Source organism: Hymenobacter canadensis, assembly GCF_027359925.1.
GTDB lineage: Bacteria > Bacteroidota > Bacteroidia > Cytophagales > Hymenobacteraceae > Hymenobacter > Hymenobacter canadensis.
Genome location: NZ_CP114767.1, coordinates 1,364,538 through 1,386,969, shown reverse-complemented (window position 1 = coordinate 1,386,969; position 22,432 = coordinate 1,364,538). Strand labels below are relative to the sequence as shown.

Genomic DNA, 22,432 nt, shown 5'->3' with positions numbered 1-22,432 from the left:
AGGGCGGGCCTGTGGCGGGCGGAGCAGGCCGGGGCTGCCAGGCCGCCTGCCACAGAGGCTTGTATGGATTCTGGTTTATTGCTCTACCTTTGCGAGGCTCCAAAATGGGCCGTGCAGGCCCTTTAGGGCATTAAATCCGGTGCGAAGCTACCCATTCGCGCCCATAGTATCACCCGCCGGCCCCGGCTGCCGGCCCGATTGCACTGCCCTTGATTCGCACCTTCCAACTACTGAAGCTGATAGCCGCCGACTTTCTGGCGGCCTTGCTGGCCTGGGTGTGCTTCTTTCTGCTACGCAAATACCTACTGCAGGAAATCACCGCCGGCTACCGCTTCACGGAGGGCGCGCTGTTCTTTCTCTCCGGCTCGGCCCTGATGATTGCCGCCTTCTGGACGGTGCTCTACGCCCTGATTGGCGAATACCGCGACATTTTCCGCAAGTCCAGGCTGGCCGAGATTATACGGCTGGCGCGGGTGTCGGTGCTGGGGGCACTGGTGATTTTCTTCGTGCTGCTGCTCGACGACGAGGGCGTGCAGAACTACCGCTCTTACTACAAAACCATCACTGCCTACTTCCTGCTGCACTTCACCCTCACGGCCATTCTGCGCACCTGGGCCGTGAGCAGCGTGCAGCACCTGGTGCGCAACGGCACCATCTTCTTCAATACGCTGCTGGTGGGCTCTAACGCCCTGGCCCTCGACACGCTGCATGAGTTACGCCGCACCGGACGCCACCTGGGCCTGAAAGTGGTGGGCTTCACGCCCGTGCAGGAAGGCGCCATCGAGGAGGCCCTGGCCGCCGAGCTGCCCGCCCGCGGCTCCTACCGCCGCCTGCCCGCCCTGATCCGGGCCCTCGGAATCGAGCAGATCGTCATTGCCATCGAGCCCAGTGAGCACCGCGTCATCGAGGAAATTCTGACGCTGCTGGAAGGCACGCCGGCCCGCGTGAGCATCCTGCCCGACCTCTATCAGATGCTGCTGGGCTCGGTGAAGGTGAGCCACGTGTTTGGCACGCCGCTCATCGAAATCAAGCAGGACCTGCTGCCGGTGTGGCAGAAGGTGCTCAAGCGGATGATTGACGTGGTGGCCTCAAGCGTGTTTCTGCTGCTGGCCTGGCCTGGCTACCTGTTCACGGCCATCATGGTGAAGCTCTCGTCGCCGGGGCCGGTGTTCTACTCGCAGGAGCGCATCGGACGGCTGGGCCAGCCGTTCCGCATCTACAAGTTCCGCTCGATGTACGTGGATGCCGAGAAGCAGGGCCCCTCGCTCAGCTCCGACCACGACCCGCGCATTACGCCCTGGGGCCGCTTTATGCGCAAGGTGCGGGTAGATGAGCTGCCGCAGTTCTGGAACGTCATCAAGGGCGACATGAGCATTGTGGGCCCGCGGCCCGAGCGGCAGTTCTTCATCGACCAGATTGTAAAGATTGCGCCCCACTACCGCCACCTGCACCGCGTGCGGCCCGGCCTCACCAGCCTCGGCCAGGTGAAGTATGGCTACGCCGAAACCGTGGCCCAGATGGTCGAGCGCCTCAAGTTCGACATCCTCTACATCGAAAACATGAGCCTGGCCATGGACTTCCGGGTGCTGCTCTACACGCTCAAGATCATCATGGAGGGGCGGGGTAAGTAGATCACAGATGGTGCAGATGAAGCCGCGGATAGCGCAGATTCGTTCTGGTGAGAGATTAAAAGATTTGTTCTGTAGCGCAGATAGTGTGGATGCAGGAGCGGATGGCGCTGATTCGTTGTTTTTCTTGATATGCTGGCTGGATTGATATGGAGGGATACAAGTATAAGGAGCTGACTGGGAGTGTTATCGGAGCGGCCATGCGGGTGCATACGCAGTTGGGAGTGGGGTTTCCGGAGGTGGTGTATCAGCGTTGCCTCGCCATTGAGCTGCGGGAAAGCGGACTGGCTTTCGAGCGTGAGCTGGAGCTGCCTTTGATTTACCGGGGTGAACATGTGGGGAGCCGGCGGGTTGACTTCCTGGTAGAAAATACGGTGCTGGTGGAGCTTAAAGCCCTGAGTGAAATCACGCCGCTGCACCACGCCCAGGTCCTGAATTATCTGCACGCCTATCGTCTCGAAGTGGCCCTGCTCCTGAATTTTGGTGAAGTCCGGCTCAACTATAAACGCTTCGTCAATTCCCCCCGCCCCACCTAAGTAGCACCAGAACAAACCCAGCTGTTCTGATACACACACATCATCCCCCACCAAAACGGATCTTTTTCATCCCTCACCAGAACGAATCTGCGTTATCCGCGGCTTCATCTGCACCATCTGCGATTCATGTTCACTGGCATCATCGAAACCCTCGGCACCATCACGGATGTACGCCGCGAAAACTCCAACATCCACTTCACCGTGCAGTCGGGCTTTGCCCAGGAACTGAAGATTGACCAGAGCGTGGCTCACGACGGCGTGTGCCTGACCGTGGTAGCCGTGGACGGCATGGCCGGCACCCACGTGGTAACGGCCATCGACGAGACGCTGCAGAAAACCAATCTGAGTGCCTGGGCACCCGGCCGCCGCGTGAACCTGGAGCGCTGCCTCTCGGCCAACGGCCGCTTCGACGGCCACATCGTGCAGGGCCACGTGGACCTCACGGCCGAGTGCGAGTCGGTGGAGGATCAGAACGGCAGCTGGCTGTACCGGTTCCGCCACGAGCCCGGCGCCGGCCGCGTAACCGTGGAAAAAGGCTCTATCTGCATCAACGGCACCAGCCTCACCTGCTTCAACAGCACCGACGACGGCTTTTCCGTGGCCATCATCCCCTACACCTACGAGCACACTACCTTCCAGGACCTGCGCCCCGGCCACCGCGTAAACCTGGAGTTCGACATCGTGGGCAAGTACGTGGCCAAGCTGCTGGGCAAGTAGGCGCACAAACTCCGGGCAGGTTACGCTGGTTGAGGGGAAGCAGGCAGTATGGCTAACGCTGCCACAACCATGGAAATCGACCATCTATTCATCTTTTCCGACTCGCCGCAGGAAGCAGCGGAGCAAATGCTGGCCCTGGGCCTGACCGAGGGAAGCAGCCGCGTACATCCGGGCCAGGGCACCACAAACCGGAAGTTCTACTTCGAAAATTTCTTTCTGGAGATTCTGTGGGTGCACGATGAAGCTGAAATCAGCGGCCCGCTGCTGCAGCCTACCCGGCTGTGGGAGCGGGCCCGGTACGCCACTACGGGCGCCTCGCCCTACGGCCTGTGTCTGGTGAATACGCCCGATACCGACCCGGTTTTCGCGGCGGCGCTGGCGTATCAACCGCTGTACTTTCCGGCGGGCCTGCCCATAGAGGTGCTGCCCCACGCCCACAACCCCAGCCTACCCTGGACGTTCCGGCTGCCGTTCAAAGGCCCCAAAGCTGCCACCACCGAGCCCACGCAGCACCGCGCCGGCCTGCGTCGCCTGACCCACGTCAGCTTCGGCCTGCGCCAGTACGCCGACGATGAAGCCTTGCTGCAGCAGTTGGCCGGCCAGCCGCAGCTCAGCTTCCGGCCGGCAGCTGAAAACCGCCTCACGCTGACGTTCGACGAGCACCAGCAAGGCCAGACTGTGCATATTGGTGCCCTGAACCTAGCTATTGCGTACTAGGCCCAGCGGCGTGAACGAACCGGCCAGCACGTTTGCTCAAAGTCGCGCCGTTTTTCTCTGGCACCAGGTCAATGCGTAAATCTAGGCTATTCCAACTTTTGCTATTCGGCGGCTTGCTGTCAGGCGTGTGGGCGCTGTTGCGGTGGGCTGATCCGCCACAGCCACCTGCCGCGCGCTTTCTTAGCTACCAAATTGACCTCCGCCAACAGAATCTCCAACTCTATTGGCTGGACGAGCACCGCCGGCCACTGCGCAGCCTGGGCCGGCTCCGCCACTGGCTGGCCGGGCGCGGCGACACGCTGCAGTTTGCCATGAACGGCGGCATGTTTCGGCCCGGCAACGCGCCGCTGGGGCTCTACATCGAAAACCAGCGGCTGATAACGCCCCTGGACACGCTGGCCGGGGCCGGCAATTTCTACTTGAAACCCAACGGCGTCTTCTACACCACGCTCGATAACCAGGCCGGCGTGTGCCGCACAGCCGATTTCGAGCGGCTTCGGCTCCAGCGCAGTGTGCGCTACGCCACCCAGTCTGGGCCGATGCTGGTGGTGGATGGGCGGCTGCACCCGGCGTTCCGGCCCGGCTCCGCGAACCGCCAGATCCGCAACGGTGTGGGCGTGCTGCCCGACGGGCGGGTGCTGTGCGTCCTGTCGCGGGAGCCGGTGAACTTCTACGAATTCGCGCAGTATTTCCGGCGGCAGGGCTGCCGGAATGCGTTGTATCTGGATGGCTTTGTATCCCGCGCCTACCTGCCGGCGCAGAACTGGCGGCAGACCGATGGCGACCTGGGCGTGCTCATCGGCGTGACGAAGCGCTAAAACGAGCCATTGCCGATACGGAACTCTACCGGCTGATAGGCGCTTTTTCGGATGTGGCCAGGGCAAGCCCAGTGGCCTTGCCGGACCCGAACCACCGCACATCCAGGCGTTTAAAAAGGGTGGCACTGCCCCAGGCCAGCAGGCTGCCCAGTATCGCGCCGGCCAGCACATCCGACGGAAAGTGGGCGGCCAGGTATATGCGGCTGTAGCTCACTATCAGGGCCCAGCCCAGCAGCAGCCACTTGGCCACGCGGTAGCGCCGGGGCAGCACCAAGGCCATAAATACGGTGAGGGCAAAGGCATTGGCCGCGTGCGACGACATAAACCCAAACTGGCCGCCGCAGCCGTTTATCAGGTTCAAGGTGGCTGACAGCTCGGGGTCGTGGCAGGGGCGGAGGCGAGCGAAATAGGGCTTGAACAAGCGGCTGGAGATGCCATCGGCCAGGGCCACGCTGGCGCCCAGCAGGGGCAGCAGCAGCCAAGCCCGCCGCCCAAACAGGTAGGCCAGCATCACCAGCAGCACGAAATACGCCGGAAACCACACCAGACGCTCCGTGAAGAACACCATGAGAGCGTCGAGCGTGGGCGTGCGGTTGGTGTTGGCCGCCACCAGCAGCCAGCGGTCAAACGATTGTAGCGCTTCTATCAAACTGCAGGAGGAGTGGGGGCCAGCCAGTCGACTCCTTTGCGCAGCCAGTCTTGGGTGGCGGCTTCGGGGGAGCCCGGCTCGATGGGAAAATTATAGTGCCACTCGCACTGCGGCGGCAGACTCATGAGGATACTTTCGGTGCGGCCGCCGGTTTCCAGGCCGAAGCGCGTGCCCCGGTCGAAGGCCAGGTTGAACTCGGCGTAGCGGCCGCGGCGCACCAGCTGCCAGAGTTTCTCCCGCTCGGTGTAGGGGCGGTCGGCGTTCTGGCGCAGCAGTTCGCAGTAGGCTTCGCCAAATACCCGGCCCACGGCCTGAATGAAGGCAAACAGCGCGTCCCGGTCGCCGTCTTTGCCCACCGTGAGGCGGTCGAAGAAGATGCCGCCTACGCCGCGCGTTTCCTGGCGGTGGGGCAGGAAAAAGTAGTCGTCGGCCCAGGTTTTGAAGCGGGCGTAGTAGGTGGGGTCGTGGGGCAGGCAGGCCGCGGCAATCTGCTCGTGAAACCAGCGGGCCTGGGCTTCGTCCACGTAAATCGGGGTCAGGTCGAGGCCGCCGCCAAACCAGGCTTCGCCGTTGCCGGCCTCGAAGTAGCGCACGTTCATGTGGGCAATAGGCACCTGCGGGCTGCGCGGGTGCTGCACCACGCTCACGCCAGTGGCAAAATACTCGGGGTTGGGCATGAGCAGCACGCGGGCGGCCTGCTCGCTCATGGTGCCCTGCACGGCCGAGAAGTTTACGCCGCCTTTCTCGATGATGGTGCCGTGGGTGAGCACCCGGCTGCGCCCGCCACCGCCGCCGTGGTGCTCCCAGGCGTCTTCCTGAAAGCGGCCCGAACCGTCGGCCAGTTCAATTTGCTGGCACAGCCAGTCCTGAAACTGGCGCATCCAGTCGGCTACCGTCTCGCGGAAGGCGGCGGCGGCGCGAGGTGCGGGAAAAGAAGCAGAAGCAGCAGGAGCGGAAAGCATGGCAGACATAACAGCAGAGGCGTTGGTTCGGAGGCAAACTTCGGCCGGAAAAGCAAGCCAGAAACTGACAAAAGTCAGGAAGAAGGCTGTTTTTGTGCCGGCAAAGGTAGAAATTTCCTGGGCCCGCCACGTATGAGCCCACAGAAGCGCGCCCGTCGCAATGGTTGCAGCAGACCGCCGGCCGGCGGCTTTTTTAGGAAAATATCTGTGGTCGGTAAAGTAAACCGGCCGGCGTCACGTCCTGTTAGCCAGCCGCCGGTTTTTTGCGGCATGCACCTGATGAACATACTGGGTAAAAATCCCTCCCAAACCAGTCAAAGCCAATTTGTAGGGCTGGAAAACTACCAGAACGGCCAGTTCCGGAATCCGGACGGCGTGCAATTCAGCCCCGCTGATGCCCGGGTGGGCCAGATGCTGCGCGACTACCTGCGCCGGCCCGCCACCGTCACACCCTCACGCCCGATACCGTCAGTGACGACTGATTTACGGCAGCTGCCCGCGCAGGCGGCGCCTACGCTGGTGTGGTTCGGCCACTCGTCGTACCTGATCAAGGCGCAGGGCCTCACGGTGCTCGTGGATCCGGTGTTCAGCGGGGCGGCCTCGCCGGTGCCGTACTCGGTGAAGGCGTACGCCGGCGCCAATACCTACCAGGTCGCCGACCTGCCGCCCATCGACGTGCTGCTCATCACCCACGACCACTACGACCACCTCGACTACGCCACCGTGCGCCAGCTCCGCGACAAAGTGGCGCGGGTGGTGGTGCCGCTGGGCGTGGGCAGCCACTTCCGGCACTGGGGCTTCGAGGCGGCGCGCATCACCGAGCTGAACTGGCACGATACCACCACGCTGCCGGGCGGGGCGCAGCTCACGGCCACGCCGGCCCAGCACATGTCGGGGCGCGGGGTGCGGGCGCGGCGCACGCTGTGGGCGTCGTACGTGCTGCAGCTGCCCGGCCACCGGCTGTTTCTGGGCGGCGACAGTGGCTACGGTCCGCACTTTCAGGCCATCGGCGCGCAGTACGGGCCGTTTGATCTGGCGGTGCTGGAAAACGGGCAGTACAACGAGCTCTGGCATGCCGTGCACACGCTGCCCGCCGAAACGGCGCGGGCGGCGCAGGAGTTGGGCGCACGTCTGCTGCTGCCGGTGCACTGGGCCAAGTTTACGCTCGGCTACCACCCCTGGAACGAGCCGATCCGCCTGCTGTTGCCCGCCGCCGCGTCCTTGGGCGTGCCCGTTACGGTGCCGCGCATCGGGGAACCCTACACGCTGGGCGAGCCGGTGAAACAGGAGGCGTGGTGGGATTTCGACTGACGTACAGCTCCGACGCTTCCAGCGTGAAGCTTTATAAAGCTACACCGCCTTGCGCAGCAGCAGCAGCTCCAGCGGCTGCTTCGGGATGCTGGGGCTGGCGTGCAACGGAAACGGCAGCACCTCGCCGGTACGTTGGAAGTCCAGCCGCTCGTACCAGGCAATCAGCTCGGCGCGCACCGAAATGACCGAAATCAGCACGCCGTTGTGGCCGGCCTGCCGGGCCTGGGCTTCGGTGGCGGCCAGCAGCTGCCGCCCGATTCCTGCCGCCTGCCGCGTGGGGTCCACGGACAGCATGCCCACGTACAGGTCGGGGGCCTGGGGCTTGGTATAGACGCTGCCCACCAGCTCGCCAGCCTCGGTGCGGGCCAGCAGGAAGGTGGCGCCGGGCGCGGCCGCGAGCTGGCGCAGGTCGGCTTCGTCGGTGCGGGGGCCGTCGAGCAAGTGGGCTTCGGTGGTCCAGCCGCGCAGGCTGGCTTCGCCGCGGTAGGCGTTGTTGACGAGGCCGGCCAGGGCGGGCAGGTCGGCGGGAGTGGCGGCGGAAATGGTGAGCGGAACGAACATGGGCCCGAAGATACGGTTGGGTAGGGCAAGCGCTACGGCCGGCCGTGGCCATTCCGGCCCGAACCCGTAATTTCGCCCCGAACCCAATCCCCGCCCATGTCCCTGCACGCTGCCCCCACTCTGGAAGCTGACTTCACTGCCGCCCCGCCCGCGCCCGAAACGCTGCGCCGGGTATACCGCCTGATGCGCACCGCCGACGAGCTGGCCCGCCTCTACGAAGAAAACAAGGCCATTACGGCCAAATACGTGCACGCCACTGCCCGCGGCCACGAGGCCATCCAGCTGGCCGCCGCCTGCCAGCTCGGCCCCCAGGACTACGTGGCGCCTTATTACCGCGACGACGCCATGCTGCTGGGCATCGGCCTGCAGCCCTACGAGCTGATGCTGCAGCTCATGGCCAAGCGCGACGACCCGTTTTCGGGCGGCCGCACCTATTATAGCCACCCTTCGCTGCGGCGCGCCGGCTTCCCTACCATTCCGCACCAAAGCTCGGCCACCGGCATGCAGGCCATTCCGGCCACGGGCGTGGCCCACGGCATCAAGTATCTGGAAAGCCAGGGGCTGACGCCGCAAATGGTCGACTCGCGCGACCTGTTGGAAAGCGGCGCGGCCCTGCCTGGACTCTACAATTTGCTGCCGGAAACGGCCAAAACCAGCGCGCCGCTCGTGCTGTGCTCTATCGGTGATGGGGCCATGACGGAGGGCGAGGTGAGCGAGGCGCTGCAGATGGCTGTGCTGCACCAGCTGCCCATTATTTATTTGGTGCAGGATAACGAGTGGGGAATTTCGGCGACGGGGCGCGAGATGCGGGCCATGGATGCCTACGAGTTTGCGGCCGGCTTCAAAGGCCTGCACCGCCTGCAGTTCGACGGCGCCGATTTCCTTGCCAGCTACGCCGGTATGCAGCAGGCCGCCGACTACGTGCGCGAGCGGCGCGGGCCGGTGCTGGTGCACGCCCGCTGCCCGCTGCTGGGCCACCACACCAGCGGCGTGCGCCGCGAATGGTACCGTGGCGACGACCTCGCACAGCACTCCCTGCAGGACCCGCTGCCGCGCTTCCACCAGCAGCTATTGGAACTGGGCTTTACTGAAGACGAGCTGCAGCAGCTGGCCGCCGAGGCTCGCGCCACCGTGGAGGCCGACTACCAGCGCGCCCTGGCTGCCCCCAACCCCGACCCCGCCACCTTCGCCGACCACGAGTTTGCCCCACCGGCCGTCACCGAGGAAGCCGGCGAGCGGACCCCCGCCGGCGCCGACAAGGCCCTGATGGTGGACGCCGCCCTGCACGCCGTGGATGATATTCTGCGCGAGTTTCCAGAGGCCCTGTTCTACGGCCAGGACGTGGGCGGCGAGCTGGGCGGCGTATTCCGCGAGGCGGCCCTGCTGGCCAAGAAGTACGGCGACGCCCGCGTGTTCAACACGCCCATTCAGGAAGCCTACATCGTGGGCAGTACGGCCGGCATGAGCGCCGTGGGAGCCAAGGCCATCGTGGAGGTGCAGTTCGCCGACTACATCTGGCCGGCCCTGAACCAGCTGGTGGAAGAGCTCAGCAAATCGTGCTACCTCTCCAACGGCCAGTTTCCGGTGCAGAGCCTGATTCGGGTGCCCATCGGGGCTTATGGCGGCGGCGGGCCCTACCACTCGGGCTCCATCGAAAGCACGCTGCTCACCATCCGCGGCATCAAGGTAGTGTATCCGAGCAACGCCGCCGACATGAAGGGCCTGATGCGCGCCGCCTACCTCGACCCCAACCCCGTGGTGATGCTGGAGCACAAAGGCCTCTACTGGAGCAAAGTGCCCGGCACCGAAGACGCCAAAACCATTGAGCCCGCCGCCGGCTACGTGGTGCCGCTCGGCAAAGCTGCCATTGCCCAGCCGGCCGACGCCACGAAGCTGCAAAACGGCGAAACCTGCGTGGTGATTACCTATGGTATGGGCGTGCACTGGGCCAAAACCGCCAGCCGCCAGTTTGCCGGCCAGGTGGAAATCCTGGATCTGCGCACCCTCAACCCGCTCGACTACGAAGCCGTGGAAGCCGCCGTGCGCCGCCACGGCAAGGCCCTGGTCCTGACAGAGGAGCCGCTCATGAACTCCTTCGCCGAGAGCCTGGCCGGGCGCATCCAGCGCACCTGCTTCCGCCAGCTCGACGCGCCCGTCTTCACGCTCGGCGCCGCCAACCTGCCCGCCATTGCCCTCAATGTGGAGCTGGAGCGCCAGATGCTGCCCAACCCCGACAAGGTAGCCGCCGCCCTGGCCGAGCTGCTGGGGTACTAAGCTGCCGCCTGTTTACCACAAACAAACGCCCCGCCTGCAGATGCAGGCGGGGCGTTTGTTTTATGACGGTTCCTGTGCCTAAAACGGATACCCGATGCCCAGATTAAACGCCGTCTGGTCCTGGCTGCCGAACAGGCTGGCGTTGCGGATGGCCCACTTGTTGAGCGGCGCGGTGGGGTCGTAGACCTTGGTGGCCACGTCGAGGCGCAGAATCAGGAACGTGAAATCGAAGCGCAGGCCGAAGCCGGAGCTGACGGCGAATTCGCGGTAGAAGCGGGTGGGGCTGAACTGCGCGCCCGGCCGCTGGTCGTCGGACTGCAGGGCCCAGGTGTTGCCGAAGTCGGTGAATAGCGCACCGTTGATGAAGCTGAAGAGCGGAAACCGATACTCCACGCTGCCTTCCAGCAGCAGCTCGCCGGGCTGCTCCACGTTGTAGTTGCGCACGGAGTTGCCGTCTTTATCGCGCTTCACCGTGACACCATCAACTTCGAATAAATAGGAAGTATAGGAACCCGGCCCCAGGCGGCGCGGCTTCCAAGCCCGCACGCTGGTGGCTCCCCCCGCGAAAAAGTACTTATCGTAGGGCAACACGGTAGTGCCGGAGCGGAGCGGCTGCACCAGCCCGCCGTTCAGGCGGTACACAAAAAATGAGGTGGGCGTAAGCTTGTGGTAGCGCCGGTAGTCGGCATTGAGGCGGTAAAAATCAGTCACCAGGATGCCCTGCCGGTTGAGTGCATCCTGGTAGAGGGGCCGGGTGATACCGCCCACTTCCGCAAAAAGCCGCAGGTACTTTGCGTCCCGCGTCTGGTTGAAGTCGTTGGAGTTGTAGAGTGAGGTAAAACTGAGGCTGGGCACAAACTGCCGGGCAAACGTGAAGGCCGCCGCCTCCGGGTTAGGAAACTGCGCCACCAGCTGCTGAAAGAAGGTGTCATCTAGCCGCGACGTGTTTACCAGACTCAGGTCGATGGGCGTGAAAACGAACTGGTGGTAGGTGGAACGCTGCCAGATGTAGTCGTAGGTGGCTTCCAGATTGGTGCGCGTATAAAACGGCTGGCTCACAAAGTTGTAGCCCAGCGTGAAGCGGGTGCGCGGGTTGTAGCGGGTCAGAAACCGGTTGCCGTGCCAAGGCACCAGAAATTGCGGCAGCAGCAGGTTTATATTGGCCCCGAGCTGGGTAGTAAGCACCCCAGGCAGGTTTCGCTGGTTGTCGCCGGAAGTACTCACCTGCTGGAATTGGCCTTCAAAACCGGCCCGCAGGCCCAGCTCCAGCACTTCGGCCCCGCCAAACGGGTTGCGGGCCTTCAGGCGCAGGTTGCCGAAGGGCCCTGGCAAGCCGGCCACATAGGTGCCGCCCAATTCCACGGTTTCCTGGTAGCGCTTGGCCGGCGAGGCCGCAATAACGGCGTCGAGCTGTCGGCGGGTGCTGTCGGCGGCCGAGGTGGGGCGCACCCGCACGTAGTTCACGTTCGTGAACCGGAACACGTCGAGCTGGCTGATCTGGCGCTGCGTGGTCTGGGTGTTGGTCAGGTTGTAGTACTGGCCGGGGTGCACGGCCACCTTGCGGTTGAGCAGCTTGGGGCTGATGTTGTGCTGAAACGCCAGAAAATACGTGGAGTCCTGCCGGATGGTATCGCGCTTCTGGCCGAAGCGCACGGTGCCCGCATCCGTGATAAAGCGCACATGCCGGATGGTGTAGCGCGGGTGCGGCTGCCCCGAGGCCGGGCTGGCAATGAGCGTGCGCAGCCGCACGGTGGCGGGGGCAAAGCTGGTGTCAGCCTCCAGGGTGACGTACTGCTGGCGGAAATCGAAATAGCCGTCGTTCTTCAGCAGCGCTTCGAAGCGCGCGCGCTCCTGGCCGATGATTTCCTCGTCGTACTGGTCGCCGACGTGCAGCAGCGAGGCCGGCTGCGCCGCCAGCACGCGCCGGGCCACGGCCGTATCGGCAATGTCGTAGTCGAGCTGCGAGTAGTGGAACGGCGCGTTTTCGGTCACGTTGTAGGTCACGACCACGCGGCGGCGGTGCAGGCTGTCGGCGCCGCCCAGCAGGCGGCCCAGCGAAAACCGGCGGTCGGCCAGCGTATCCGAATACTGCACGCGGCTGCGGAAAAAGCCCTTCGACTTCAGGAACGTGGCAATCTGCTCGGCCGTCTGGCGGGTCAGAGCCGAGTCGTAAATCACGGGCGGCTCGCCCAGGCGCATGATGGCGTTGCCTTTGTCGAGGGCCAGCTGCAGGCGCCGGGTTTGCCGCTCGCGCTTGGTGAGCAGCTTGCCCACCAGTGCCGAGTCGGGCCGGGCCGCCACAATCCGCTCGTCGTAGCGGGCGCGGGTGGCATCGAGCTTGCGCTGCAGCTTGTCGGGAGTGTAGAAGGTGCGGCCTAGCTGATAGATTGCTAGTTTTGGAAGCGGAAAGCGGCTGTTGGGCTCCTGGCGGTACAGCGCCTGAATGCGCTCCGCGTCGGCCTGCTTCACACCTTGTAGCTCAATGTGGCTGAGCAGCTGCTGGTTGGGGGCCAGCAGGCGGAGCGGCGAGCAGCCAACCGCCAGCCAGCCTCCCAGCAGCAGCAGCCCGGCCGGCAGCGCCCGGCTCCGTAGTTTATCGTTCACCTGAGGTCCCGTGGGGCGTCTGTTCAGCAAAGGGTATGGTCTCGAAAGCAGTGGCAAAATACGTACACGCGCTGCACCTGAAAAAGTATCGGCTCCGGCACGGGGCCTTTCTGGTGGAAGGCGGCAAAAGCGTACTGGAGCTGCTAAGTTCCGGACTTCAAACGGAACGCGTGTTTACAACGGCCGAATTTGCCGGAAAATTACCTGCCGGCCTGCCGGCGGGCCTCGTGGAAGTGCTCAGCGAAGACGAACTGACCCGCCTCGGCACGCTGGCCAACAATAACACGGCCCTCGCCATTGCGCGCCTGCCCGCCGAGCTGCCGCTGGCCCTCACGGCCACCTCCGGGCTGCTACTGGCCCTCGACGAAGTGCGCGACCCCGGCAACCTGGGTACCCTCATCCGACTCGCCGACTGGTACGGCCTGCCCGGCGTGGTGCTCAGCGAAACCTGCGCCGATCCGTGGGCGCCCAAAACTGTGGCCGCCACCATGGGCTCTTTCACGCGGGTTCCCATCTGGCAGCGCGACCTGCCCACTTGGCTCGGCAGCCTACCCGCCGGCCAGCCGGTATTCGGCGCCGACCTGCACGGCGACAACGTGCACCGCCTCACGCTCCGGCCGCAGGGCGTGCTCGTGATGGGCAGCGAAAGCCACGGCCTCACGCCGGCCGTGGAGGCCTGCCTCACCCAGCGCCTGCACATCCCCGGCCGCGGCCAGGCCGAAAGCCTCAACGTGGCTATTTCCGGCGCTATTCTCTTGGATAACTTCTTTCGGCATGGCTGAGTGGAAAGAACGTCATGCTGAGCTTGCCGAAGCATCTCGCGTGCTGACGTTGCCAAAGTGAACCAGTCATGCTGAGCTTGCCGAAGCATCTCTACCGCTTCGTCTGATTACAACGAAGCGGTAGAGATGCTTCGGCGAGCTCAGCATGACGGTTAGCACACTGACGAGATGCTTCGGCTGCGCCTCTGCATGACGTTCTTACTGCCAGCCGGCGCGATACTCGCGCCGCACGAAGCGGTTGGCCTCGTCGAAGTTGGTGACGCGCAGCTGCTGAGCATCCCAGAGCAGCTCGATGCCGCGGCCGGGATATTCCATGCCGCCTGTGGCTTTGGGCCGCTGGATGTCGTAGCCGCGGATGGCGAGGTTGGCCATCAGCAGCGCCTCGGTCAGCGGGCCGGCCAGCTCGAAGGGCGAGCTGACGGACTTGTTGCCGTAGCCGGCCAGGCAGGCTTCCACCCACTGGGCGTAGTGGCCGTCGGCGCCGCCCGGCACGCGGGCCAGCTTCTGCCTGGTGTTCACCTGCTGGGTGCGGCTGGTGGGCAGCAGCCGCGGGTCGGCACCGTAGGTGCTGGCCATCATCTTGCCCTTGCTCCCGATGAAAAGCGTGCCGTTGCCGCCGTCGCCGAACAGCTCGTTGGCGCCCAGCTCGTCGGGGCGCTCGGGCTGAATGCCGCCGTCCATCCAGTGCACGGTTACGTCGTGCTTGGTTTTGTTGGTGCGTGGGAACGTGAGCGTGACGTGGCTGGAGGGCGGACAGCTCTCGGGGAAGTAGCCGCGCTTGAACTCGCCCACGTACACGCTGCCCACGCTGGCCTGCACGGCGCTGGCGTAGCCCAGGTTCAGCACCCGGAAGGGCGCTTCCATCAGGTGGCAGCCCATGTCGCCGAGGGCGCCGGTGCCGTATTCCCACCAGCCGCGCCAGTTGAAGGGCACCAGGTTATCGACGTAGGGACGGGCCGGCGCCGTACCCAGCCACAGGTCCCAGTCGAGGCCGGCGGGCACGGGGGCGGGCGTGGTGGGCCAGGCAATGCCCTGGGGCCACACGGGCCGGTCGGTCCAGCAGTACACCTCGTGCACTTCGCCCAGCAGGCCGGCGTCGTACCATTCCTGCATCTGCCGCACGCCGTCGCCGGAAGCACCCTGGTTGCCCATCTGCGTCACCACTTTGTAGCGTCTGGCGGCGTCGGTGAGGGCGCGGGCCTCATGGATATCGTGGGTGAGGGGCTTCTGCACGTACACGTGCTTGCCCAGCTGCATGGCCGCCAGCGTCACGTTGGCGTGGTTGTGGTCGGGCGTGGCAATGGAAACGGCGTCGAAGTTCTTGCTTTCCTTTTCCAGCAGCTGCCGCCAGTCTTTGTAGTACTTGGCCTGCGGATATGCCTTAATTGCGCCGGCGGCACGCCGGTCGTCCACGTCGCAGAGGTAGGCGATGCGCACCTTGCCGGTTTTGGCGAACATGGCCAGGTCGCTGGCGCCTTTGCCGCCCACGCCCACGCCGGCCACCACCAGCTGGTCGCTGGGGGCGATGTAGCCCGGGCCGCCCAGCACGAAGCGCGGCACAATAAAGAAAGTAGCGGCCGCCGCGCTCTGCTCCAGAAACGTACGGCGCGACGGTAACTCGGGAAGCTCACTCATGGCAGGAACGGCTGAAGGTGGGAGGAAACTAAAACTAGCGTTTTTCTGCCAGGAAACGCCCGGTTACTACGCTTGAGCTTCGCCCTCCCGGCCAACCCGATTTTGTGGCTCAGCCGCCCCGCAGCGGCGGCTTGGATTCGTCATAACGAGAACTGGCGGGTTGCCCGACACCTCGTCAGACAACCCGCCAGTTCTCGTTATCTGTTCAACCACTTAGTCGAAATCGGTGAGCGAGATGCCGAAGCTGAGCGTTTGGGCCTGGAAGCTGGTGGGTTGGTCTTGGAACAGCTCGTTGAGGTTGTATTTGGCAAACAGCGTGATGCTGCGCAGGCCAATAGTGCCCTGCAGGCCATACTGCAGGTCTTCGAGGTTGTAGGAGCCGCGGTCCTTGTCTTTGCGGGTGCGGCCATCCTGCTCATATTTCAGCTTGGTGCGGGAGCCCAGGCGGTAGCCGACGAAGCCCCCGGCCCCGATACGGAACGTGCTCTTGTAATTGGCGTCGCGGAAGTTGAGTAGCGCCATCAGCGGTAGGTTGACCGAAGTGGTAGCCAGCTTGCTTTTCTCGATGTTGAGCTCCGGCTCCGGCACCACAAACGTGCTGCCATTGAGCGAGCGGAAGCGGTTGTTGCCCTCCAGCATATAGTTGTTGAAGGCCACTTCGGGGCCGGTGAGCAGGTAGAGCGGGCTGCGGGTGCCGCCCAGTCGTTGCAGGTAGTGCCAGTTCAGGCTAACGTAGCGCGAGCCACCGGGGCGCAGATTAGGAAACGACTGGTTCTGGGGCGCCGTGCGGTTGGTCAGGACGCTCAGGCCCAGGTCGATGCCAAAGTCGCTGTGGTTGGAGCGGTTGGCGTTTTTGGCCCGCTTGGCCAGCTTCAGCGAGTCGCTGTTACCGGAGTCGCCCAGGTGCACCGACACCCGGTCGCTGCCGTTGCCATCAGCGTTTTCCTCCACTTTCACCCCGAACAGGTTGCCCATGCTCACTTCCACTTTGTCGCCACGGCGGGGGGCGTTGTCTTCGCCGCGCATCGTGATGCGGATCTGCTCGGGCAGCTGCTTGCCGGGCTGGTCTTTGGCGGGATAGAATTCCATGGTCACCTGCTCCGACTTCGAGCCTTTGCCGGCCGTTTCGGCCTGCGCAATGTAGTTGTCGAGCAGGATCATCAGCGAGTCGAGCTTGTAGGCCCGCAGCTCGCGCAGTTGCTGCCGGTTTTTCACGAACAGCGTCATAATGGCCTGGTTAGGCAGTTTCACCACAATCGTATCATCGAGGTGGGCAGGCGAGAGGACCGGGCGGGCAAAGCAAGGCGCGGCCAGAACCAGCAGCAGCAAGGCGGCCAGCAGAGCGGAGAGGCGTTTCATGACGGAGGGAGGGAAAATTAGAGTTGAATCACTTTGGTAAGCGTGCGGCCGGCCACGTGGGCCTGTACCGTCACGGTTTCGGGCAGGCCGGCTTCCGCCAGACTCAGCCGCTCGCCGCGCACCGCATTGCGGGCCTGGCGGAGCAATACGCCGCCCAGGCTGCGCTGCCGCGGATTTGCCGGAGCTGCCGTGGCCACGGCAGGGGCCGCACTGCGGCGCACTTCCACTTCAATAGAGCCGGTAGGAGCCGGAGCCGGCGTGGCGGCCAGCGCCAGCGCCGTAGTGGGCAACTGTTGCGGTTGCGGAGCCGGAGCAACAGGCTCCAGCGGCCGCTCCGGTTGCGGACTGGGAACCTGAACTGCTACTGCTTCCTGGGCTGGCTGGCTGGCGGGGCGGCCGGCCGGTGCCATTGCCCGTGGGCGGGCGGCGGCCAGTTGCCGGGTGGTGGCCAGTTGAGGCTGCCGGGTGCCGGGGGCGAGGTCAGTGTTAGCTTCTGAGGTGGTAGATGCGGGCCCTGACGGAGCAGTTGCCTGGGGGGCGGCGGCCACCGCGTTTTTATTTTTCGGCGTAGCAGCTGGCTCAACCGTGGTACGCGCTGGGCGTTGTGCGGGGCGGCTCCCGGTGGCTACAGCACCGGCGCCGGCGGGCCGCAGGCCACTGCTCTGCAGCCACAGTACGCCACTCACCAGCAGCAGCACTACGCTGGCGGCGGCGGCCCACATCCAGAGAACGGGGCGTTTTTTGGCGGGCTGCAGCTCGTCTTCGAGCTGGTTCCAGAGGTAGGCCGGCGGGGTGGGCGCGTGCTCCGCGAGACGCTCGCGAAACAGCTTGTCAATATCTTCCGGTTGCATAGAGTTCTTTCGGTGAGGAGGTGGAGGCGGGGCTGGCTTGCTGGCTGGCCGCCGCGAGGCGACGCTGGAGCATGGCCCGCGCCTTGCTGAGCTGCGACTTGCTGGTGCCCTCCGAAATACCCAGCAGCTCGCCGATTTCGGGGTGGGTGTAGCCCTCTAGGGCGTACAGGTTGAAGACGGTGCGGTAGCCGGCCGGCAGCTCCGCGAGCAAACCCAGCAGGTCGGCGGCGTTGAGGTGGCTTTCGGCTTCGGCGGCCGTGGCCGGCACGTCGTAGGTGAGGTCGTCGATGGCCAGGTGCAGGGGCTCCTTGCGGCGCAGCTGGCCCAGGGCCTCGTTCACCATAATCCGCCTGATCCAGCCTTCAAAGCTGCCTTCGTGCCGGTACTGGTCGAGGGCCCGGAATACCTTGGCAAACCCGCCGAGCATGGCCTCTTCGGCATCTTCGCGGCGGCGCAGGTAGCGCAGGCACACCCCCAGCATCAGGCCCGCAAACTGCTCGTAGAGCAGCTTCTGGGCCCGGCCACTACCTTGGCGGCAGGCGGCAATGAGGTCGGCTTCAGTCACGGTTGGTTGGGTAGAGGTTAGGGCAATAGCGGGGTGTTTGGAAGGCTAGATGGCAAAGGTTGCACGAGCGTTGCCTGAGAAGATAGAAAATTTTGGAAATCGGGCCCGTAGGGCCCGGCCTGCTAGAAAAGGCAGGGTGAGATTCATACTGCTACAACCCAAAGCCCCGGTTTCGGAACTGAATCCAAGACCGGGGCTTGCGCTTATGAGGTAATAGTTATTGAGCAGAAGAGGCAGGTGCCGGCAGTGCTTCGGCGTATGCTCTAACTTGACTCGCTATGGTTCAGAGTAGGGCCACGTGGGGCTGCTTCAGGCCGAAACGGCCGGTTCCGCCCCCTGTTCCACTTACTCCCAAATGCCATTCGCTGCTGTGAGAATAAGGGGCTGGCCATCGGTAACAACAATGGTATGCTCGTGCTGGGCCACGAAACTGCCGTCTTTGGTGGCCAGGGTCCACCCGTCGCTGAGCTGATGGGCCAGGGTGGCGCGGGTGGAAATAAACGTCTCCACTGCTACCACCGAGTTCTTCCTGAATCGCTTCAGGTTGTGGCGGTCGTAGTAGCAGGGGATTTCCGTGGGCTCCTCATGCAGGCTGCGGCCAACGCCGTGCCCCACCAGATTCCGGATAACCCGGAAGCCGGCCTTGCGCGCTTCGCTCTCAATCAGCCCGCCGATATCGGCAATGCGGACGCCGCCCCGGATGCGGCCGAGGGCGGTGCGCAGGATCTGCCGGGAGGCATCAACCAGCGGCTGATGATGGTGTATATCGACCCCCAGCACGAAGGAGCCGCCGTTGTCAGCCCAGTAGCCGCCCAACTCCGCCGATACGTCGATGTTCACCAGGTCGCCGGGCTGCAGAATCCTGCGCCCCGACGGGATGCCGTGCGCCACCTCGTTGTTCACACTGATGCACGTCCAGCCCGGAAAGCCATAGGTCAGCCGCGGGGCCGATTTAGCCCCTAAAGCGGCCAGGATGCTTCCGCCATATTCGTCCAGCTCTTTGGTCGTCATGCCCGGCCGGGCATACTCCCGCATTTGTTTGAGGGTGGTGCCAACGGCTTCGCTGATGCGCTGAAGGCCGGTCAAGTCTTCCTGAGAGGTGATGGACATGGTGCGGAGATATATGATTCCCGGACGTACGATAGTGTTATCCGGCTGCATGGCGTACAGCAAAAACCTGGTGTTCCGGTCTTAATACTGCCCCACCGACAGCATGACCAAGGTGCAGGCTTCTTCGGTCTGGATGCCGCGGGCCTGGGCCAGGCGCTCCAGCTCGGGGTTTTCGGTCCCGGGGTTGAAGATGATGCGCTTGGGCTGCAGGTCCAGGATGTAGTCGTACCAGGCGGGCTGGTTCTGGGGGCCGACGTAGAGCGTCACGGTGTCCACGGCTTCGGCCTGCGGGCGGTCAGTCTGGATGTCGAGGCCGCCCACCTGGCCTTTGCGGATGCCCACCGGCACCACTTCGTGGCCGTGGCGCTGGAGCCGGTGCACAGCTTGATAGGAATAGCGGGCCGGATTGTCGGAGGCACCAAGAACGAGGGTCTTTTTCATATTGCTGAAGTTGTCAGTTATTAGTTGTCGGTTGTCAGATAGAGCCTGACAACGGGTATTTACGGAAAAAGGACGCAAGCAACTGACAACTGACAACCAACAACTGACAACTATCAGCTGACAGCCAACGAGGCCAGAGCCGCCTCGGCGCACCGCTCGCCGTCCATGGCCGCCGACACGATGCCGCCGGCGTAGCCCGCGCCTTCGCCGCACGGAAACAGGCCGCGCACCTCGGGGTGCTCCAGCGTGTCCCGGTCGCGGGGGATGCGGACGGGGGAGGAGGTGCGGCTTTCCACGCCCACAATCTGGGCGGCGTTGGTGGCGTAGCCCGGAATCTTGCGTCCGAAATCCTGGAAGCCCTGCCGCAGCCGCTCCGCCAGGCCCGCGCCCAGCACGTCGTCCATGGCCACGGGCACCAGGCCGGGCTGGTAGCTGGTTTCAAGCAGCTCCGCGGAAATTTTGCCCTTCAGGAAGTCGCCGAGGCGCTGGGCAGGGGCGCGCTGGGTGTTGCCGGCCACCTGGCAGGCGCGCTGCTCAATCTCCTGCTGCAAACGCAGGCCGGCCAGGGGCCCGTACTGGCGCACATCCATATCTTCCAGCTCCACGGCCGCCACAATGCCGGAATTGGCGAAGCGCGAGTCGCGGCGGCTGGGGCTCATGCCGTTCACCACCACCTCGCCGGGCGCCGTGGCGGCCGGCACAATAAAGCCGCCCGGGCACATGCAGAACGAAAACACGCCCCGCTGCTTGCCCTGCCACTGCGTCTGGTGCACCAGGGAGTAGGAGGCAGCCGGCAGCTCGCCCCGGTCGTTGAGGCGGTACTGGGCCTTATCAATCAGCTCCTGCTCGTGCTCGACGCGCACGCCCAGCGCAAAGGGCTTGGCCTCGATAAGTACGCCGCGCCGGTGCAGCAGCTCGTAGATGTCGCGGGCCGAGTGGCCGGTGGCCAGAATCACGGCGTCGGCCTCGATGGTTTCGCCGGTGGCCGTCACCACGCCGCGCAGGTGGTGGTTTTCCAGTACCAGATCATCTACCCGCGTATCAAATCGAACCTCGCCGCCGGCCTCCCGGATACTGTCGCGCAGGGCGGCCACCACCGAGGGCAGCTTGTTGGTACCGATGTGGGGGTGGGCATCCACCAGAATATCGGGGGTGGCGCCGTGCTGCACCAGGCAGCGCAGCACGCGGCCCACGTCGCCGCGCTTGGTGGCGCGGGTGTAGAGCTTGCCGTCGGAGTAGGTACCGGCGCCGCCTTCCCCAAAGCAGTAGTTGGAATCGGGGTTGACGAGGTGCTCCTTGTTGAGGGCGGCCAGGTCGCGGCGGCGGGTGCGCACGTCTTTGCCACGCTCCAATACAATGGGCTTAAGGCCCAGCTCAATGGCTCGCAGCGCCGCAAACAGGCCGGCCGGCCCGGCGCCCACAATCAGCACCGTGCGCCGGGCCTGCCGCACATCGGGGTAGCGGAACCAGGGGCCGAACAGGCTGGCGGGTGGCGGCATCTGGTAGATGTCGGCGCGCAGGCGTACCTGGGGGCTGCGGCCGCGCGCATCAATGGAGCGCTTACGCAGGTGCACAAAATCGGCCTGGCCGGGCTGCAGGCCGGCGGCGTGCAGCAGGGCCTCGTAGCGGGCAAATTCGTCGTAGGCTACGGCCGGCGGCAGCAGCACTTCAATCTCACGGAAGGGAGCAGACATGAAACAGGGGAAAGGTGGTTATCCTTTTATCCTTTAAGCGAAAGCCTATAATAAGGGCTGCAAAGGTACGCAGCCGCGCGGGCATGCCCTTCAGTAGCCCCTAAAACACGGCCGCCCCTCCGGTAGCTACCGAAGGGGCGGACGCAACGACGGCCAGGGCAGGATCAGGCGTTGTCCGGTCGGCCCTGGGAGTCGTTCTGCAGTGGTTTGCGGGGCCAGAACTTCTCCATGGACTGGTTGAAGGCCAGCAGCGTCTGGGCCCGCACTTCGCCGGAGCTATGGCGCAACAGCTGCCCCAGCATATGCCGGTACATTTCGGTGGTGGTTTCCAGCCCTTTGGCGCTTACCAAACCGTGGTGCAGCAGGTCAGAGTTGGCGGCTATCGAGTTCGACATCGACTCGGTGAGGTCCTCACGGGCCTGGTCGGCATCTTTAAATGATTGTTCCAATCGGGCGGTGATGTTATCATTCTGCTGCTGATCCATTGCCAAGAGAAGAAGTCGGGTTGTGGGTAGTCGCCTAAACCCCTGGCAAATGCCAAAAAGTTCAGACGAAGAAAATAGCAAAATAGGGGAAACGGTATTTTGCGGCCGGGGTTATGTATTGCGGGGACATTTGCAAGCTGCTGGCAACGATTGCCAAAATATTACACGGCGGCGGGCAGGATGCGCACCGGCCGCTTCTCGTGGTCGATGGCCACGAACGTAAACAGGCCCGAAACAGCCTTCACGCGCTCCTCGGAGTACATCTGCTCCACAAACAGCTCCACCCGCACCTTCAGGCTGGTGTTGCCCACGTGTTCAACGTTGCCAATCAGCTCCACGAGCGTGCCGCCGGGAATGGGATGGGTGAAATCGACCTTGTCGGACGAGACGGTGACCATTTTGAGGCGCGAAAAGCGGGTGGCCGTGATGAAGGCTACCTCGTCCATCATGTGCAGCGTGGTGCCCCCGAACAGGGTGTCATAGTGGTTGGTGGTGTTGGGAAACACGGCTTTGAAGATGCGCGTTTCGGCGGCGGCAATTTTGGCGGCAAGGTCCATGATGGCAGAAAAAGGGGGAAGAAGGAAGGAAACGAAGCCTGCCTGTCCGATTCCGAGAAACCCGCCCTGCGCTACGGTATGCTACCGGCCACCCACGCGCCGCCCCGGCACCGGCCAGCCGCAGCCGCCCGCCCGATGGCAGCGCACAAACACCCGATAAGATCCTTTTTCGCGAA

At 64.2% G+C, this 22,432-nt stretch carries 21 protein-coding genes; 8 read left to right on the top strand and 13 right to left on the bottom strand.

Features of this window, described 5'->3' with window-relative positions; genetic code table 11:
* Positions 1-209 precede the first annotated feature (209 nt).
* The 5 genes from O3303_RS06050 to O3303_RS06030 all read left to right on the top strand — a co-directional run bounded on the left by O3303_RS06050 (position 210) and on the right by O3303_RS06030 (position 4,416).
* Positions 210-1,631 (top strand): sugar transferase, encoded by a 1,422-nt coding sequence (locus O3303_RS06050; protein WP_269561169.1) that lies wholly within the window; start codon positions 210-212, stop codon positions 1,629-1,631.
* A 146-nt stretch (positions 1,632-1,777) separates the two neighbouring features.
* The gene (locus O3303_RS06045) at positions 1,778-2,164 is read left to right on the top strand and encodes a GxxExxY protein (RefSeq protein WP_269561168.1); all 387 of its coding nucleotides are present in this window, start codon (positions 1,778-1,780) and stop codon (positions 2,162-2,164) included.
* Positions 2,165-2,290: 126 nt separating this feature from the next.
* Complete coding sequence (locus O3303_RS06040; RefSeq protein WP_269561167.1) at positions 2,291-2,881, top strand: riboflavin synthase; 591 nt, start codon at positions 2,291-2,293, stop codon at positions 2,879-2,881.
* 69 nt (positions 2,882-2,950) lie between these two features.
* Positions 2,951-3,598 (top strand): VOC family protein, encoded by a 648-nt coding sequence (locus O3303_RS06035; RefSeq protein WP_269561166.1) that lies wholly within the window; start codon positions 2,951-2,953, stop codon positions 3,596-3,598.
* A 125-nt stretch (positions 3,599-3,723) separates the two neighbouring features.
* Positions 3,724-4,416 (top strand): phosphodiester glycosidase family protein, encoded by a 693-nt coding sequence (locus O3303_RS06030; RefSeq protein WP_269561165.1) that lies wholly within the window; start codon positions 3,724-3,726, stop codon positions 4,414-4,416.
* A 25-nt stretch (positions 4,417-4,441) separates the two neighbouring features.
* On the opposite strand, the gene O3303_RS06025 is transcribed toward O3303_RS06030, so the two are convergent.
* Both O3303_RS06025 and hemF read right to left on the bottom strand, forming a co-directional pair.
* On the bottom strand, positions 4,442-5,065 hold the full coding sequence (locus O3303_RS06025; protein WP_269561164.1) for a phosphatase PAP2 family protein: 624 nt from the start codon (positions 5,063-5,065) through the stop codon (positions 4,442-4,444).
* Positions 5,062-6,027, bottom strand: a complete 966-nt coding sequence (gene hemF, locus O3303_RS06020) for an oxygen-dependent coproporphyrinogen oxidase (RefSeq protein ID WP_269561881.1) — start codon at positions 6,025-6,027, stop codon at positions 5,062-5,064. The genes O3303_RS06025 and hemF overlap by 4 nt, the downstream gene beginning before the upstream one ends.
* Before the next feature lie 270 nt (positions 6,028-6,297).
* Between hemF and O3303_RS06015 the strand changes: the two genes are divergently transcribed.
* Positions 6,298-7,338, top strand: a complete 1,041-nt coding sequence (locus tag O3303_RS06015; RefSeq protein WP_269561163.1) for an MBL fold metallo-hydrolase — start codon at positions 6,298-6,300, stop codon at positions 7,336-7,338.
* A gap of 39 nt (positions 7,339-7,377) precedes the next feature.
* Here the strand turns inward: O3303_RS06015 and O3303_RS06010 are convergent, their stop codons facing one another.
* Positions 7,378-7,899 carry a GNAT family N-acetyltransferase gene (locus tag O3303_RS06010; RefSeq protein ID WP_269561162.1) on the bottom strand — a complete coding sequence of 174 codons (522 nt, stop codon included), beginning with the start codon at positions 7,897-7,899 and terminating at the stop codon, positions 7,378-7,380.
* 96 nt (positions 7,900-7,995) lie between these two features.
* On the opposite strand from O3303_RS06010, the gene O3303_RS06005 reads away from it, so the two are divergent.
* Positions 7,996-10,173 carry an alpha-ketoacid dehydrogenase subunit alpha/beta gene (locus O3303_RS06005; RefSeq protein WP_269561161.1) on the top strand — a complete coding sequence of 726 codons (2,178 nt, stop codon included), beginning with the start codon at positions 7,996-7,998 and terminating at the stop codon, positions 10,171-10,173.
* A 78-nt stretch (positions 10,174-10,251) separates the two neighbouring features.
* On the opposite strand, the gene tamL is transcribed toward O3303_RS06005, so the two are convergent.
* Positions 10,252-12,777, bottom strand: a complete 2,526-nt coding sequence (tamL, locus tag O3303_RS06000) for a translocation and assembly module lipoprotein TamL (protein ID WP_269561160.1) — start codon at positions 12,775-12,777, stop codon at positions 10,252-10,254.
* Between the two features lie 50 nt (positions 12,778-12,827).
* Between tamL and O3303_RS05995 the strand changes: the two genes are divergently transcribed.
* Positions 12,828-13,559 (top strand): RNA methyltransferase, encoded by a 732-nt coding sequence (locus O3303_RS05995; protein WP_269561159.1) that lies wholly within the window; start codon positions 12,828-12,830, stop codon positions 13,557-13,559.
* Positions 13,560-13,757: 198 nt separating this feature from the next.
* Here O3303_RS05995 and O3303_RS05990 read toward each other — a convergent pair whose 3' ends face one another.
* The 9 genes from O3303_RS05990 to O3303_RS05950 all read right to left on the bottom strand — a co-directional run bounded on the left by O3303_RS05990 (position 13,758) and on the right by O3303_RS05950 (position 22,256).
* Positions 13,758-15,194, bottom strand: a complete 1,437-nt coding sequence (locus O3303_RS05990; RefSeq protein WP_269561158.1) for a Gfo/Idh/MocA family protein — start codon at positions 15,192-15,194, stop codon at positions 13,758-13,760.
* Between the two features lie 213 nt (positions 15,195-15,407).
* Positions 15,408-16,553 (bottom strand): porin family protein, encoded by a 1,146-nt coding sequence (locus tag O3303_RS05985; RefSeq protein ID WP_269561157.1) that lies wholly within the window; start codon positions 16,551-16,553, stop codon positions 15,408-15,410.
* 17 nt (positions 16,554-16,570) lie between these two features.
* Entirely contained in the window at positions 16,571-17,404 is an 834-nt protein-coding gene (locus O3303_RS05980; RefSeq protein WP_269561156.1) for a hypothetical protein, read from the bottom strand.
* The gene (locus O3303_RS05975) at positions 17,385-17,969 is read right to left on the bottom strand and encodes an RNA polymerase sigma factor (protein ID WP_269561155.1); all 585 of its coding nucleotides are present in this window, start codon (positions 17,967-17,969) and stop codon (positions 17,385-17,387) included. The genes O3303_RS05980 and O3303_RS05975 overlap by 20 nt, the downstream gene beginning before the upstream one ends.
* A 345-nt stretch (positions 17,970-18,314) precedes the next feature.
* Positions 18,315-19,079 (bottom strand): type I methionyl aminopeptidase, encoded by a 765-nt coding sequence (map, locus tag O3303_RS05970; protein ID WP_269561154.1) that lies wholly within the window; start codon positions 19,077-19,079, stop codon positions 18,315-18,317.
* A gap of 81 nt (positions 19,080-19,160) precedes the next feature.
* Positions 19,161-19,520 (bottom strand): CoA-binding protein, encoded by a 360-nt coding sequence (locus O3303_RS05965; RefSeq protein WP_269561153.1) that lies wholly within the window; start codon positions 19,518-19,520, stop codon positions 19,161-19,163.
* A 113-nt stretch (positions 19,521-19,633) separates the two neighbouring features.
* Positions 19,634-21,214 carry an NAD(P)/FAD-dependent oxidoreductase gene (locus O3303_RS05960; RefSeq protein WP_269561152.1) on the bottom strand — a complete coding sequence of 527 codons (1,581 nt, stop codon included), beginning with the start codon at positions 21,212-21,214 and terminating at the stop codon, positions 19,634-19,636.
* Between the two features lie 164 nt (positions 21,215-21,378).
* Positions 21,379-21,699 carry a hypothetical protein gene (locus O3303_RS05955; protein ID WP_269561151.1) on the bottom strand — a complete coding sequence of 107 codons (321 nt, stop codon included), beginning with the start codon at positions 21,697-21,699 and terminating at the stop codon, positions 21,379-21,381.
* A 161-nt stretch (positions 21,700-21,860) separates the two neighbouring features.
* Positions 21,861-22,256 carry an acyl-CoA thioesterase gene (locus tag O3303_RS05950; RefSeq protein ID WP_269561150.1) on the bottom strand — a complete coding sequence of 132 codons (396 nt, stop codon included), beginning with the start codon at positions 22,254-22,256 and terminating at the stop codon, positions 21,861-21,863.
* Positions 22,257-22,432: the final 176 nt, after the last annotated feature.

Excerpts from the sequence above, each read along its gene's own strand:
- O3303_RS06015 (WP_269561163.1), top strand. The coding sequence starts at position 6,298 with ATGCACCTGATGAACATACTGGGTAAAAATCCCTCCCAAACCAGTCAA.
- map (WP_269561154.1), bottom strand. The coding sequence starts at position 19,079 with ATGTCCATCACCTCTCAGGAAGACTTGACCGGCCTTCAGCGCATCAGC.
- O3303_RS05965 (WP_269561153.1), bottom strand. The coding sequence starts at position 19,520 with ATGAAAAAGACCCTCGTTCTTGGTGCCTCCGACAATCCGGCCCGCTAT.
- O3303_RS05955 (WP_269561151.1), bottom strand. The coding sequence starts at position 21,699 with ATGGATCAGCAGCAGAATGATAACATCACCGCCCGATTGGAACAATCA.
- O3303_RS06005 (WP_269561161.1), top strand. The coding sequence starts at position 7,996 with ATGTCCCTGCACGCTGCCCCCACTCTGGAAGCTGACTTCACTGCCGCC.
- O3303_RS06040 (WP_269561167.1), top strand. The coding sequence starts at position 2,291 with ATGTTCACTGGCATCATCGAAACCCTCGGCACCATCACGGATGTACGC.
- O3303_RS05950 (WP_269561150.1), bottom strand. The coding sequence starts at position 22,256 with ATGGACCTTGCCGCCAAAATTGCCGCCGCCGAAACGCGCATCTTCAAA.
- O3303_RS06035 (WP_269561166.1), top strand. The coding sequence starts at position 2,951 with ATGGAAATCGACCATCTATTCATCTTTTCCGACTCGCCGCAGGAAGCA.
- O3303_RS05980 (WP_269561156.1), bottom strand. The coding sequence starts at position 17,404 with ATGCAACCGGAAGATATTGACAAGCTGTTTCGCGAGCGTCTCGCGGAG.
- O3303_RS05960 (WP_269561152.1), bottom strand. The coding sequence starts at position 21,214 with ATGTCTGCTCCCTTCCGTGAGATTGAAGTGCTGCTGCCGCCGGCCGTA.
- O3303_RS05985 (WP_269561157.1), bottom strand. The coding sequence starts at position 16,553 with ATGAAACGCCTCTCCGCTCTGCTGGCCGCCTTGCTGCTGCTGGTTCTG.
- O3303_RS05990 (WP_269561158.1), bottom strand. The coding sequence starts at position 15,194 with ATGAGTGAGCTTCCCGAGTTACCGTCGCGCCGTACGTTTCTGGAGCAG.
- O3303_RS06045 (WP_269561168.1), top strand. The coding sequence starts at position 1,778 with ATGGAGGGATACAAGTATAAGGAGCTGACTGGGAGTGTTATCGGAGCG.
- hemF (WP_269561881.1), bottom strand. The coding sequence starts at position 6,027 with ATGCTTTCCGCTCCTGCTGCTTCTGCTTCTTTTCCCGCACCTCGCGCC.
- O3303_RS06010 (WP_269561162.1), bottom strand. The coding sequence starts at position 7,899 with ATGTTCGTTCCGCTCACCATTTCCGCCGCCACTCCCGCCGACCTGCCC.